Raw genomic sequence first — 12,131 nt, forward strand, 5'->3', positions numbered from 1 at the left:
CTGGCATGTCAGAACGCGGTGTCGAAGCCGAACAGGATGTAGTTCTCGCTGCTCAAGTGGCCGGTGAAGTAGGGGCCAGTCGGCTTGGTCTTGTTCAGGAAATCGATGTTGACCTCGACGATGCCCTTGACGTTGCGCATGAAGTAGTGCGACGCGGTCAGGCTCAGGCTGTTGATGGCAATGCCTTCGTAGATGGTGTTGGTGCGGGCGAAGTCGCCCGCGCCGGCGTAGTTGTACAGCGCCGAGAAGGCCCAGCGTTCGTTCGGGATCCAGTCGAGGCCGGCGAAGCCGCCGTTCCATCGGTAGTTGCGCGTCGGGTCGGCGTCCAGGAAACCGTTCCAGCTGTTCCACAGGTATTGCGCGTACCAGTGCGCGTCGGCGCCGACGTCGCCGGACGCGTCGAGGCCGGCGACGCGCTTGTCGGTGTTGCGCCGGCTCTTGTCCATGCCGGCTGGGCCGGCGGCGCCACGCTGCTTGCCGCTGGCGCCGAACAGCCCCACGGCAACCGGGCCGATATCGGTGCCGACATGGGCAAAGGTGGTCTTGGAGTTGTCGTTGTCGAACATCCGGTCCGGGCGCGAGTAGCCAGTGCCGTTGATCTTGAAGTTGTCGGTGATGCCGTTGCCGTTGGTGAAGCCCAGGGTGATGCCGAACGGCCCGACGTCGCGGTCGAACTGCACGCCGCGGTCGTAGGTGATGCCGGCCATGCGGTAGACCATGTAGTCCTGGAACGGCAGGCGGATCTCGCGCGGAAACATCGCGTCGGACAGCGAGAACTGGCCGAGCATCATGCCGATGCCGCTGCCGAAGAGGTTGGCGTGGCGGAACCAGGCGTCCTCCACCACGATCTCGCCGTTGCCGCCCTTCTCGGCCATGATGGCGTAGAAGTAATAGGTGATGTCCTTGCTCAGCGGCGCGCTGGACAGCAGCTTGAGCAGGTACGGCGACTGGAAGTCCGTCGTGGCGGACTGACGCGCGCCGCTGACCGGATCGATCGCCTTGCCCTGGCGGGCCTGCACGTAAGCCTGGGCGCGGATGGCGAGCGGCACGTGGTCGGGCAGGGCGAGCCGGTCGTCGCCGAGCTGGTCGGCGGTTTCCATCCAGTTCGGCAGGCGCATGTTGTTCTTGATGAAGACCTCGCCGAACTTGTTGAGGCGCGGGAAGGCGGAGTGGCAGGCGGCGCAGCTGAGGTTGTAGCGGCGGGCGAACTCGGGCATGGCCGACGCGCTTTGCGTCGGCAGCAGCGCCAGCCAGGCGCCCAGCAACAGCAGCGGCACGCTGCGCAGTATCGAGCGGATCAGGCGCCCGGGTGTCAGCTCGCCCTGAAGCGATCGCGGGGGGAGTCCGGCATGGGCGTCGTTCCGCGAAGGAAGGGGCTGGGGGATGATCCGCTTCATCGCAAGTTGCTCCTGAGGCCGTTGGAACCGAACGGGTGAATGCCGGTGCCGGCATCTGCTGGCCGGACCCGCTCGCGCGACGGACTCAGTCTAGGGTTGAGCAAGTCCGCGCAATTGACCCAGGTCAATCGCGAGGCATGTTGCCCCGGTCACGCGCCGGTGCGCGCCAGCCCGCTCAGTCGATCTTGATCGGCTCGTGCAGCCCCGGCAGCTGGCAGGCGACGCCGCGCGCTTCCAGCACCTCGCGCATGGTCTGCATGCCGCGGTTGTATTCGCCGTGCACCAGGAACACCTTGCGCCGCGGCGCGTCGCCCAGCCAGGCCAGCAGCGAGGGCCGGTCGGCATGCGCGGAGAAGCCGTTGATCGTCCACACCTGCGCGCGCACCGGGATCTCCTCGTTGAACACGCGCACGCTGGCCGCGCCGTCGATGATCCGCCGCGCCAGCGTGCCCTCCGCGGCATAGCCGACGAACACCACGCTGCAGCGCTCGCGCCACAGGTTGTGCTTGAGGTGGTGGCGCACGCGGCCCCCGTTGCACATGCCCGAGCCGGCCAGGATGATCGCGCCGCCGTCGACGTTGTTGATCGCCATCGACTCGGCCGTCTCGCGGGTGAAATGCAGGCCGGGCATGGCGAACGGGTCGCCGTGCCGCAGTTCGTCGAGGAAGCCGTCGTCGAAGCATTCCGGATGGCGGCGGAAGATCTCGGTGGCGGAGATTGCCATCGGCGAATCCAGGAACACCCGCACGTGCGGCGGGATCGCACCGTCGGTGATGCCGCGGTGCAGGTAGTAGAGGATCTCCTGCGTGCGTTCCAGCGCGAAGGTGGGAATCACCACGTTGCCGCGCCGGTTCACCGTGTCGCGAATGGCGCGGTACATCTCGTCGACCGAGTCGGGCACCGAGCGGTGCGGGCGATCGCCGTAGGTGCACTCCATCACCACGTAGTCGGCGGTCGGCGCGGGCGTGGGGTCGCGCAGCAGCGGGCGGCCCGGGTTGCCGAGGTCGCCGGAGAACAGCATGCGGCGGCGCTGCTTGCCGTCGTCCAGTTCCAGCAGCACCGAGGCTGAGCCGAGGATGTGGCCGGCGTCGAGGAAGCAGGCGCTGATGCCGTCGACGACGGGCACGGTTTCGCCGTAGACCACGTTCGGGCCGAAGAAGTCCAGCGCGTGCAGTGCGTCGTCCAGCGTGTACAGCGGCGGCGCCACCACGTCGCCGCGGCGGTTGTTGCGTTGCGCGCGGCGCGCGTCCTCCTCCTGCAGGCCGGCGGCGTCCAGCATCACCACGCGGGCCAGTTCGCGGGTGGCGGCGGTGGTGAGGATGCGGCCGCGGAACCCCCGGCGCACCAGCAGCGGGATGCGCCCGCAATGATCGAGGTGGGCGTGGGTGAGCAGCAGCACGTCGATGCCGGCCGGGTCGAAGCCGAACGGTTCGGTGTTGCCCCGCTCGACCTCCTCGCTGCCCTGGAACAGGCCGCAGTCGATCAGCACGCGGCGGTCGTTGCAGGTAATCAGGTGGCAGGAGCCGGTGACCTGCTTGGCGGCGCCGTGGCAGCTGTAGATGATCATGCGTTCCTCGAAGGTGCGGGTGGTGGCCGTCCGGACGGCCAGCGGCAGACGCTGGCAGGGTACCCCAGTCGCCGGATTGATCGCCGTCAATTCGGGGCTCACGCCCACTGTGCCATGGTGTGACTGTGCCGTTGTACTGCCGTGCGCGGGTAGCGGTGGGCTTCCCTGGCACGCGCGGGGTCGCCATGGCCATAGTGCCTTTCCATCACGATTTGGGCGTTGTGCAGGGGTTCCTGCGCTTCTCGCGTGCGATCGCCCTGCTGGTCTGCGCGGTGGCGCTGGTCGTGCTGGCCGGCTGGTGGTGGGATCGACCGCTGCTGACCACGGTATGGCCGGGCCAGGCCGCGATGACGGCGAACGCGGCGATCGGCTTCGTGCTGTCCGGCAGTTCGTTGCTGCTCAGCCAGCACTACCCGCCAGGGCGGCCGAACTTCAGTCGCGGGCTGTCGTTGGCCGTGCTTGCGATCGGCGCGGTCACGCTGGCGGAGTACTGGTGGGCGACCGATCTGGGCATCGACTACCTCATTGGCGGCCCGCCGGCGCACGGCTCCGGCCGCTGGCCCGGACGCATGGGCGAACCGGTCGCGGTGGGGTTCGTGCTGCTTGGCGGCTTGGGCCTGCTGCTGCCGGTCCGGCACTGGCTGTACCTGCGCGAAGGATTGGCCGTGGGCCTGCTGGCGATTGCCATGAGCGGCCTGGCTTCCTACGGCATCACCCTGGCCGGCAGGAGCGACCTGTCGTTCGGGCGGATGCCGATCCACACCGCGCTGCTGTTGCTGCTGGCGACACTGGGCTGGCTGTCCGCCACACCCACCCTTGGGCTGACCCGGGTGGCCACGGCAGATACGCTGGGTGGAGTGCTGGCGCGTCGCCTGCTGCTGCCGGCCCTGCTGCTGCCGGCCCTGTTTGCGTTCGTGTTCCAGCTGCTGTGGTCCTGGCTGGGCCCGCCCGAAACGCTGGCCTTCGTGTTCATGGCCCTGTTCAGCGGCGGCGTGGCGGCCGGGATGGTGTGGTCGGCGGCGAACCTGTTCGACAAGCTGGAACGCCAGCGCCGCGAGAGCATCGAGCTGCGCAACGACGCCGGCACCGACATCCTGACCGGGCTGGCCAACCGGCGTGCGCTCGACGAGGTGCTGGCCGGCCTGCTGCGCAGCCAGCGCGAGCACGACCGGATGTTCTCGCTGCTGATGCTCGACCTGGACCGCTTCAAGGCGTTCAACGACGAGTTCGGCCACCTCGCCGGCGACCAGGTGCTGCGGATCACCGGTCAGCTGCTGCGCGCCACACTGCGGCCCTCGGACCTGGCCGCGCGCTACGGCGGCGAGGAGTTCGTGCTGCTGCTGCCGGAGACCGACGTGGCGGGGGCGAACGAAGTGGCGACGCGCGTCCTCGATGCGTTTCGCGACTTTGCATGGCCGTACCGCGCTGTAACGGTGAGCATCGGCGTGGCGCAGGCCGCGGTCGCTGACGGCAGCGAGGATCTGATCCGGCGCGTGGACGCCGCGCTGTACGACGCCAAGCATGCGGGGCGGGACCAGGCGGTGACGGTGGTGGTGTCGCCGTCGGCGCTCCGCTCCAGAACCTGACGCGTGCCGCAGCGGGTTCTTAAGACCCACATAAGCCGTCCCGGTTGCAATGCCGTCCAAGGCAATCCTGCCGATACCGGAGACGCACCATGAAACGCACCGTCATCGTTCCGCTGTTCCTCGCCGCCGCCGCGCTGTCGGCGTCCGCCTTCGCCGCCCCGCAATGCACCAACGCGCCGCGTGCGCAGTGGCTCACCGAGGCGACGATGAAGCAGAAAGTGCTCGACCAGGGCTACACCATCAAGGTGTTCCAGGTCTCGGGCAACTGCTACGAGATCTACGGCAAGGACAAGGCCGGCAAGAACGTGGAGATCTACTTCGACCCCACCGACGGCCGCATCGTCAAGCAGAAGGGCGGCTAATCAACCACTGACGCGAGGACAAGCCCATGAATGCCATGGTCAAGGTGTGGGATCCGCTGGTACGCGTATTTCACTGGTCGCTGGCGGGCTTGTTCCTCGCCAATTTCTTCACCGAGGATGGCGAGCTGGTCCATCGCGGGATCGGCTATGCCGTGCTGGCCCTGCTCGCCGTGCGCTTCGTGTGGGGCTGGCTCGGCACGCGGCATGCGCGCTTCGTCGACTGGGTGCCCGGCCCGCGCCGCGTGCGCACTTACCTGCGCGAACGCCTGGCCGGCCGCTCGCGGCGGCAGCTGGGACACAACCCGGGTGCGGCGGTGATGATCCTGGCCCTGCTCGTCGGCGTGCTGCTGGTGGGCGTCAGCGGCTGGCTGCAGACCACCGACGCGTTCTTCGGCACGCCCTGGCTGGAGGAACTGCACGAGCTGCTGGCCTACGGCGTACTGGGGCTGGTGGTGGTGCACGTGCTGGCGGCGGTGGGCGAGAGCGTGCACTACCGCGAGAACCTGGTGGCCGCGATGATCCACGGCCGCAAGCGCGCGCTGGAGCACGACCCGGCCGGCGAGCAGGGCCTGCGATGAATTGCCTCAGGTCAAATGGACGGCTACAGCGCTGACTAGAATCCGGCCATGCGCATCCTGCTAGCCGAAGACGACCGGGCACTGGGGCAGGCGCTGGCCGATGGCCTGCGCCAGCTCGGCTATGCGGTGGACTGGATCACCGACGGCAACCAGGCCGCCGTCGCGCTGGCCGACACCAGCTATGCGGCCGCCGTGCTGGACTGGAACCTGCCGCGCAGCAGCGGCCCGGCGATCATTGCGGGCATGCGCCGGCGCAAGGACGCCACCCCGGTGCTGCTGCTGACCGCCCGCGACGAACTGGCCGACCGCGTCGCCGGGCTCGATGCCGGCGCCGACGACTACGTGGTCAAGCCGGTGCACCTGGACGAGCTGGCCGCGCGCCTGCGCGCGCTGCTGCGCCGTGCCGACGGCCAGCTCGAGCCGGCGATCCGTGTCGGCGCGCTGGAGGTCACCCCGGCCGCGCGCAGCGCCACGCTGGCCGGCACGGCGCTGGAGCTGACCGCGCGCGAGTACGCACTGCTGGAGATGCTGGTGCGGCACCCCGGGCGCGCCTATTCGCGCGAGCAACTGGAGGATGCGCTGTACGGCTGGGACCGCGAAGTGGCCAGCAACGCGGTGGAGGTGCACATCCATCACCTGCGCCACAAGCTGGGGCCGGGCTGGATCCGTACCCTGCGCGGCATCGGCTACGCGATCAACCCGCCCGCCGGCGAGCCCGCATGATCCGCCCCTCGCTCAACCGGCGGCTGGTGTTGCGGCTGGTGGCCGGGATCGTGCTGGTGTGGTGCGCCGCCGCCGGCTGGCTGGCCTGGCGCAGCCTGCACGAGGTCGACGAGATTTTCGACCAGATGCTGGTGCGCAGCGCGGCCAGCGTGCTGGCGGTGATGCCGGCCGCGCCGCCGTCGGGCGTGGCGGCGCAGTTGCCGGATCGGCCGCTGCTGGACTCCGATGCCACCGCGCATCGGCCCGCCATCACCGTGCGCGACGCGCGGGGCCGGCTGCTGGTGGCCAGTGCCGAGCTGCCCGCGCTGGAGTTCGATCCGGGCGACGCGCACCTGCACACGGTCAACCATGCGCAGCGACGCTGGCGGGTGTTCCAGCGCTGGGACGCGCAGCAGAAATACTGGATCCAGGTCGGCGCGCCGCTGGAGGAGCGCGACGAGCTGGTGCGCAAGCTGCTGGCGCCGGCGCTGCTGTCCCTGCTGGCGTTGCTGGTGCTGGTGCCGCCGACGGTGTTTGCCGGTTTGCGCGGCGGGCTGCAGCCGCTGCGCCGACTGACCCGGCAGCTGTCCGCCGACACCCACGCGGCAGGCGCCTCGCTCACCGACGCGCGGGTGCCGGTCGAGCTGGCGCCGTTCACCGAGGCGATCGACCGGCTGGTGGCGCGGCTCCAGCGCAGCCTCGAGCACGAGCGCCGCTTCACCGCCGACGCGGCGCACGAATTGCGCCACCCGCTGGCGGCGCTGCGGCTGGAGCTGGCCCTGGCCGGGCGCGACGGGGATGCGGCCGCCCGCGCGCGGCACCTGCAGCGCGCGCAGGAGGCGCTGGACCGCATGCAGCGGCTGGTGGCCCAGTTGCTGATGCTGGCGCGGGTCGAGAAGCTGACCGAGCTGGACGACGCTGGTCCGCTGCGCCTGGCCAGCGTGGCCGAAGCCGTGCTGCGCGACGTCAGCGAACGCGCCGCGGCGCGCTCGATCGAGTTGTCGCTGGATCACGAGGGCAACGACTTCGTGCTGGGCAGCCGCGGCCTGCTCGGCATCCTGCTGCAGAATCTGCTCGACAACGCCTTGCGCCACGCCCCCGACCACGGCCGGGTGAGCGTGCGTGTCGGCGGCCATGCCGAGCGGGTGGTCCTGGAGGTGGACGACGACGGCGCCGGCTTCGCCGCAGCCGACGCCGAGCGGCTGGGCGAGCGCTTCCACCGTCCCGAAGGCAGCGTGGGCGAGGGCAGCGGGCTGGGCCTGTCGATCGCGCAGGCGATCGCCCGGCTGCACCACGGTGAACTGGCGTTCGGCCGTTCCGCGCTGGGCGGCGCCCGGGTCAGCCTGAGCCTGCCACGCATCGCCACCGTTGCGCCGCATGCGCCCGGCTATGCGTGAACGCCGGGCGCTCCGTCACGGACGCTGCGGCGAAATTCCGCGTTCGGCCTGGCGCGTGGTACGGCGCAGCAGTTCCAGCCATGCGATGGTGGCCGCCAGCATGGCGGCGATGGCCAGCAGCATCAGCGGGTCCGGCAGCGCCAGTCCCATCACGTCGCGCAAGAACGGCACGCCGACCACCACCGCCAGCAGCAGCGCCACGCCGCCGAACATTCGCGCCAGCCAGGGGTTCTTCGCCGGGGCGCGGGCCAGCGCCGGGCGGGATGCATCGCGGTTGGCCAGAGTCAGCAGGAACAACCCGACGATCAGCGCGATGAACACCGCGCTGCGACTTTGCGCGGCAGGCATGCCCTGGCCGAGCAGCAGGCCGTAGCCGAGCAGCAGGATACCGGCGAAGCCGAGCCCCTGGATCACCGCCTGGCGCAGGTTGACGACGGCGAACGGGGAGTCCGATGGCGCGCGCGGCGGCCGCCGCATGATGTCACCGGCGGCGGGCTCGGCCTCGTACACCACCGAGCAGGCCGGGTCGATCAGCAGTTCCAGCAGCACGATGTGCACCGGCATCAGCAGCACCGGCCAGTGCAGCACGGTCGGCACCAGCGCCAGCGCGATGATCGGCATGTGCACGGCGAACACGAAGCGGGTCGCCTTGGTGATGTTGTCGTAGATGCGCCGGCCCTGGCGGATCGCGCGGACGATGCTGGCGAAGCTGTCGTCCAGCAGCACCAGCGCGGCCGCCTCGCGCGCCACGTCGGTGCCGCGCTCGCCCATCGCGATGCCGACGTCGGCGGCCTTCAGCGCGGGAGCGTCGTTGACGCCGTCGCCGGTCATCGCCACCACCTCGCCGTCCTCGCGCAGCAGTTGCACCAGGCGCAGCTTCTGCTCGGGCTTGAGCCGCGCGCACAGGTCGACGTGGTGCAGGCGTTCGCGCAACGCGGCGGCGTCCAGCGCGGCCATTTCCGCGCCGGTGATCACCTCGGCGCGTTCGCTCAGGCCTACCTGGCGGGCGATCGCGCGTGCGGTGGCCGGATGGTCGCCGGTCATCATGATGATGCGCACGCCGGCGTCGCGGCACTCGGCGATCGCCGCCGGCACCTCCGGGCGCGGCGGGTCGACGAAGCCGACCAGGCCGAGGAAGCGGAAGTCGAAGTCGTGCTGGCTGCGCGGCCACGTCTCGCCTTGCCACTCGCCGCGGGCCACGCCGAGCACGCGCAGGCCGCGTTCGGCCATCGCCTCCACCTGGTGCAGGATCGCCGCCGCGTCGGCATCGGGCAGGTGGCACAGGTCGATCACCGCTTCCGGTGCGCCCTTGGTGGCCAGCAGATGCGCGTGGCGCGCGTCGCCGCGGAATACGTGGGTCATCGCCAGGATGTCCGGTGACAGCGCGTACTCGAATTCCGGCGCCCATTCGGCGTGCACGTGCTCGGTGTCGGTGAGCCAGTGCAGCCCGAACTGCTGGATCGCCTTCTCCATCGGATCGAACGGATCGGCCGGGGTGGCCAGCATGGCGAACTCGACCAGCGCATGGAACGGCTCGGGCAGCTCGCTCGCCTGCTCGTCGTGCGTGCTGTCGTCGGCCAGGCGCAATTCGGCCACCTGCATGCGGTTCTGCGTCAGCGTGCCGGTCTTGTCGACCGCCAGCACCGAGATCGCGCCCAGCGCCTCCACCGCCGGCACGCGCCGGGTCAGCACCTTGTGCTTCGAGATCCGCCACGCGCCCAATGCGAGGAACACGGTGAGGATCACCGGAATCTCTTCCGGCAGGATCGCCATGGTCAGCGCGATGCCGGCCAGCACGCTCTGCAGCAGGCCGTGGCCGTCCCACAGCCAGCCGAGCAGCGCATACGCCGTGGCCAGCAGCAGCCCGCCGGTGGCGAGGTTGCGGATCAGTCGACGCGAGTCCTGCTGCAATTTGGATACCGGTTCGACGGTGGACGACAGCGCCTGGCCGATACGGCCGACGGCGGTGGATTCGGCCACGGCGTGGACCTCGGCGGTACCGACGCCCTTGGTCACCACCGTGCTGGCGAACAGCTGGCCGGTGTCGCTGCCAGGCAGCTTGGTGACCGGCACCGCCTCGCCGGTCAGCAGCGACTCGTTGACATCCAGATGGCCGTCCAGCAGGTGCGCGTCGGCGGCGATGCGGTCGCCCTCGTGCAATACCAGAAGGTCGCCGACCACCACCTCGCGCCCGGGCACGCGGATTTCCCGGCCACCGCGGATCACCAGCGCGCGCGGGGCGGACAGCTCGCGCAACGATTCCAGCGCGCGCTGGGTCTTGCGCTCCTGCGCCAGCGTGATGCCGATGATCACGAACACGGCCGACAGCAGGAACGCCGCCTCGGCGCGGTCGCCCAGCGCCAGGTACAGGCCGCCGGCGACCAGCAGCATCAGGAACATCGGCTCGGTCAGCACGCCACGGACGATGGCGGGCAGGCTCTTGGGTGTGCTGCCCGGCAGCAGGTTCGGGCCATGTTCGGCCAGGCGCCGTGCGGCCTCGGCCGGGTCGAGGCCAGGGTGGCCGGGCGATGCCGCCGATCCGATTTCGTTCATGCCCTGATTCGCCGGCTGCCCCCGATGCCGCTCAACGGCAAACCAGTACCGGCACGTCGCCGTTCAGGATCACCTTGTGCGTCTCGCTGCCCAGCAGCAGCCGGTCGAAGCCGCGCCAGCCGTGCGAAGCCATCACGATCAGGTCGCACTGCTGCTTGCGCGCGGCGCCGACGATGGCCGAATAGGGCCGTGCGTCGAGCTCGTGGCCGCTCTCGCAGGGAACGCCGGCGGTCCGGGCGCGTTGGCGCACGTCGGCGAGATAGCGTTCGGCGTTGGCGAGGGCTTCGCGGGTATAGGCCGGTTCGTTGGCCATGACGAACTCGGCGAAGTAGATCGAGGCGGGGAACGGCGCGATCACGTGGAACGCGTACACGCGGGCACCCAGCCGGGCAGCCAGCTCGATGCCGGTGTCGACCGCACGCAGGGACAGCTCGGAGCCGTCGGTGGGCAGCAGGATGTGCTTGAACATGGTGACTCCTCTTGCTCGGGATGATCAGTGGCAGGTGTAGCCGCCATCGATGACCAGCTCGCTGCCGGTCACGAATTTCGACTCGTCGGAAGCCAGGTACACCACGCCCCACGCGATGTCGTCCGGCTCGCCCATGTGCCCCAGCGGGTGCAATGCGCCGACTTCGCGCCGATGCTGTGCCGGATCGCCGCCCATCGAGGCGATGTGCTGCTCCACCATCGGCGTCCAGATGAAACCGGGGTGGATCGAGTTGACCCGGATGCGCTCAGCCGCGTACAGCATGGCGTCGGTCTTGCTCATCAGGCGCACCGCACCCTTGGACGCATGGTAGGGCGGTGAGTCCGCCGCGCCGACCAGGCCGTAGATCGACGACAGGTTGATGATGCTGCCGCCGCCGGCCGCGCGCAGCGGTGCGATCGCATGCTTGGTGCAGAAGAACACGCCCTTCACGTTGACTGCCTGCACCCGGTCCCATTCCGCCTCGGTGAGTTCGTGGGTGGGCTTGTTCGCCCCGGCGATGCCGGCGTTGTTGACCAGGACGTCCAGACGTCCGAACGCCGCCACGGTGGCGGCGACCGCTGCGGCCACCTCGGCTTCCACCGCCACGTCGGCGTGGAAGTAGCGCACGTCGTCGCCGAGCTCCGCGGCCAACTGCTGTCCCGGCCCGTCGTGCAGGTCGACCACGGCCACCTGCGCACCGGCCTCCCGCAGACGCCGCACGCAGGCGGCGCCGATGCCCACGGCGCCGCCGGTCACCAGCGCCACTTTGCCGCTCAGTCTGCCCATGGCCGTGTCTTCCGGGGGTCGGGACACAAGCATGTGCGCACCGGTGGGTCCGGGTATTGATCGGGGTCAAGTGAATGCGATGCCGGCGCGCGGATGGCGCCGGAGCAGATCAGTTCAACTGGGCGCAGCCGGCGACCTGGGTAGCGTCGGCGGGAGCGCCGCGGATGCGGCCGGCATTGGAGACCACCACGGCGAGCGCATCTTTCGCGTGGGCCGGCTGGCAGAACAGCAGCGTGATGTTGCTGCCGCTGGCGCTGCCGTCGGGGTGGAAGCGCACGACATGCCGGCCGTTGCCGCTCTGGATGATCATCTTGCCGTCGTAGCCGCGGCCGACGCGCAGCGGGCCGTTGTCGGGCTGGTCGTCGCGGTTGCCGTCGCGGCCGAGCAGCCAACCGCCTTCCCACCGGTTGGCATTGCTGCAGCGGCTGCCGTCCCGGGTAGGGCAGAACAGCGTGCGCTTGCCGCTCATCACGGCAGTCTCGCGGGCGTGCTGCAGGGCGGCGATGAAATCGTTCTGGGCGACCCGCAGCGCGTTGCGGGTCAGCAACTGCCGCAGGGGCGGGGCGGCGATGCCCATGAGGATCGCGGTAATGGCGAGCACCATGATCTGCTCGATCAGGGTCATGCCGCATTGCCGTTGCAGCAACCGGGAAGTCCTTGAAACCGTCACGTTGTCGCTTCCTGCGTGGTCCGGGAAGCCCATGCTAGGGGGCCGCCGTCGACGGGCCAGTCGT

General features: G+C 70.0%; 11 protein-coding genes. 5 read left to right on the forward strand and 6 right to left on the reverse strand.

Annotated elements, in window-relative coordinates; translation table 11 throughout:
• Window positions 1–8 precede the first annotated feature (8 nt).
• Together R5H19_RS10975 and R5H19_RS10980 are read right to left on the reverse strand one after the other, a co-directional pair.
• Window positions 9–1,277 (reverse strand): hypothetical protein, encoded by a 1,269-nt coding sequence (locus tag R5H19_RS10975; protein WP_318159043.1) that lies wholly within the window; start codon window positions 1,275–1,277, stop codon window positions 9–11.
• A 295-nt stretch (window positions 1,278–1,572) separates the two neighbouring features.
• The gene (locus R5H19_RS10980) at window positions 1,573–3,066 is read right to left on the reverse strand and encodes an MBL fold metallo-hydrolase (RefSeq protein ID WP_318159044.1); all 1,494 of its coding nucleotides are present in this window, start codon (window positions 3,064–3,066) and stop codon (window positions 1,573–1,575) included.
• Window positions 3,067–3,149: 83 nt separating this feature from the next.
• Here R5H19_RS10980 and R5H19_RS10985 point away from each other — a divergent pair, with 83 nt between their 5' ends.
• From R5H19_RS10985 to R5H19_RS11005, 5 genes are all read left to right on the forward strand, one after another.
• Window positions 3,150–4,550, forward strand: coding sequence for a GGDEF domain-containing protein (locus R5H19_RS10985; RefSeq protein WP_318159045.1), 1,401 nt, complete (start codon window positions 3,150–3,152; stop codon window positions 4,548–4,550).
• A gap of 89 nt (window positions 4,551–4,639) precedes the next feature.
• On the forward strand, window positions 4,640–4,912 hold the full coding sequence (locus tag R5H19_RS10990; protein ID WP_318159046.1) for a PepSY domain-containing protein: 273 nt from the start codon (window positions 4,640–4,642) through the stop codon (window positions 4,910–4,912).
• Between the two features lie 26 nt (window positions 4,913–4,938).
• Window positions 4,939–5,490: a cytochrome b/b6 domain-containing protein gene (locus R5H19_RS10995; RefSeq protein WP_318159047.1), complete on the forward strand. Its 552-nt coding sequence runs from the start codon at window positions 4,939–4,941 to the stop codon at window positions 5,488–5,490.
• A 48-nt stretch (window positions 5,491–5,538) separates the two neighbouring features.
• A complete protein-coding gene (locus tag R5H19_RS11000; RefSeq protein WP_318159048.1) occupies window positions 5,539–6,213 on the forward strand; it encodes a response regulator transcription factor in 675 nt (224 codons plus the stop codon).
• Window positions 6,210–7,589 (forward strand): ATP-binding protein, encoded by a 1,380-nt coding sequence (locus tag R5H19_RS11005; RefSeq protein ID WP_318159049.1) that lies wholly within the window; start codon window positions 6,210–6,212, stop codon window positions 7,587–7,589. The genes R5H19_RS11000 and R5H19_RS11005 overlap by 4 nt, the downstream gene beginning before the upstream one ends.
• 15 nt (window positions 7,590–7,604) lie before the next feature.
• On the opposite strand, the gene R5H19_RS11010 is transcribed toward R5H19_RS11005, so the two are convergent.
• The 4 genes from R5H19_RS11010 to R5H19_RS11025 form a co-directional block, all read right to left on the reverse strand.
• Complete coding sequence (locus R5H19_RS11010; protein WP_318159050.1) at window positions 7,605–10,142, reverse strand: cation-translocating P-type ATPase; 2,538 nt, start codon at window positions 10,140–10,142, stop codon at window positions 7,605–7,607.
• A gap of 31 nt (window positions 10,143–10,173) precedes the next feature.
• The gene (locus tag R5H19_RS11015; protein ID WP_318159051.1) at window positions 10,174–10,611 is read right to left on the reverse strand and encodes a universal stress protein; all 438 of its coding nucleotides are present in this window, start codon (window positions 10,609–10,611) and stop codon (window positions 10,174–10,176) included.
• 24 nt (window positions 10,612–10,635) lie between these two features.
• Complete coding sequence (locus R5H19_RS11020; RefSeq protein ID WP_318159052.1) at window positions 10,636–11,397, reverse strand: glucose 1-dehydrogenase; 762 nt, start codon at window positions 11,395–11,397, stop codon at window positions 10,636–10,638.
• Window positions 11,398–11,506: 109 nt separating this feature from the next.
• Window positions 11,507–12,100 carry a GspH/FimT family pseudopilin gene (locus R5H19_RS11025; RefSeq protein ID WP_318159053.1) on the reverse strand — a complete coding sequence of 198 codons (594 nt, stop codon included), beginning with the start codon at window positions 12,098–12,100 and terminating at the stop codon, window positions 11,507–11,509.
• Window positions 12,101–12,131 lie beyond the last annotated feature (31 nt).

It is taken from the genome of Rhodanobacter sp. KK11 (genome assembly GCF_033345435.1).
In the GTDB taxonomy this organism is placed as follows: Bacteria; Pseudomonadota; Gammaproteobacteria; order Xanthomonadales; family Rhodanobacteraceae; genus Rhodanobacter.

Bases quoted from the DNA above. Each gene is read 5' to 3' on its own strand.
- R5H19_RS10985 (WP_318159045.1), top strand. From the start codon at position 3,150: ATGGCCATAGTGCCTTTCCATCACGATTTGGGCGTTGTGCAGGGGTTC.
- R5H19_RS10990 (WP_318159046.1), top strand. From the start codon at position 4,640: ATGAAACGCACCGTCATCGTTCCGCTGTTCCTCGCCGCCGCCGCGCTG.
- R5H19_RS10995 (WP_318159047.1), top strand. From the start codon at position 4,939: ATGAATGCCATGGTCAAGGTGTGGGATCCGCTGGTACGCGTATTTCAC.
- R5H19_RS11000 (WP_318159048.1), top strand. From the start codon at position 5,539: ATGCGCATCCTGCTAGCCGAAGACGACCGGGCACTGGGGCAGGCGCTG.
- R5H19_RS11005 (WP_318159049.1), top strand. From the start codon at position 6,210: ATGATCCGCCCCTCGCTCAACCGGCGGCTGGTGTTGCGGCTGGTGGCC.
- R5H19_RS11010 (WP_318159050.1), bottom strand. From the start codon at position 10,142: ATGAACGAAATCGGATCGGCGGCATCGCCCGGCCACCCTGGCCTCGAC.
- R5H19_RS11015 (WP_318159051.1), bottom strand. From the start codon at position 10,611: ATGTTCAAGCACATCCTGCTGCCCACCGACGGCTCCGAGCTGTCCCTG.
- R5H19_RS11020 (WP_318159052.1), bottom strand. From the start codon at position 11,397: ATGGGCAGACTGAGCGGCAAAGTGGCGCTGGTGACCGGCGGCGCCGTG.
- R5H19_RS11025 (WP_318159053.1), bottom strand. From the start codon at position 12,100: ATGGGCTTCCCGGACCACGCAGGAAGCGACAACGTGACGGTTTCAAGG.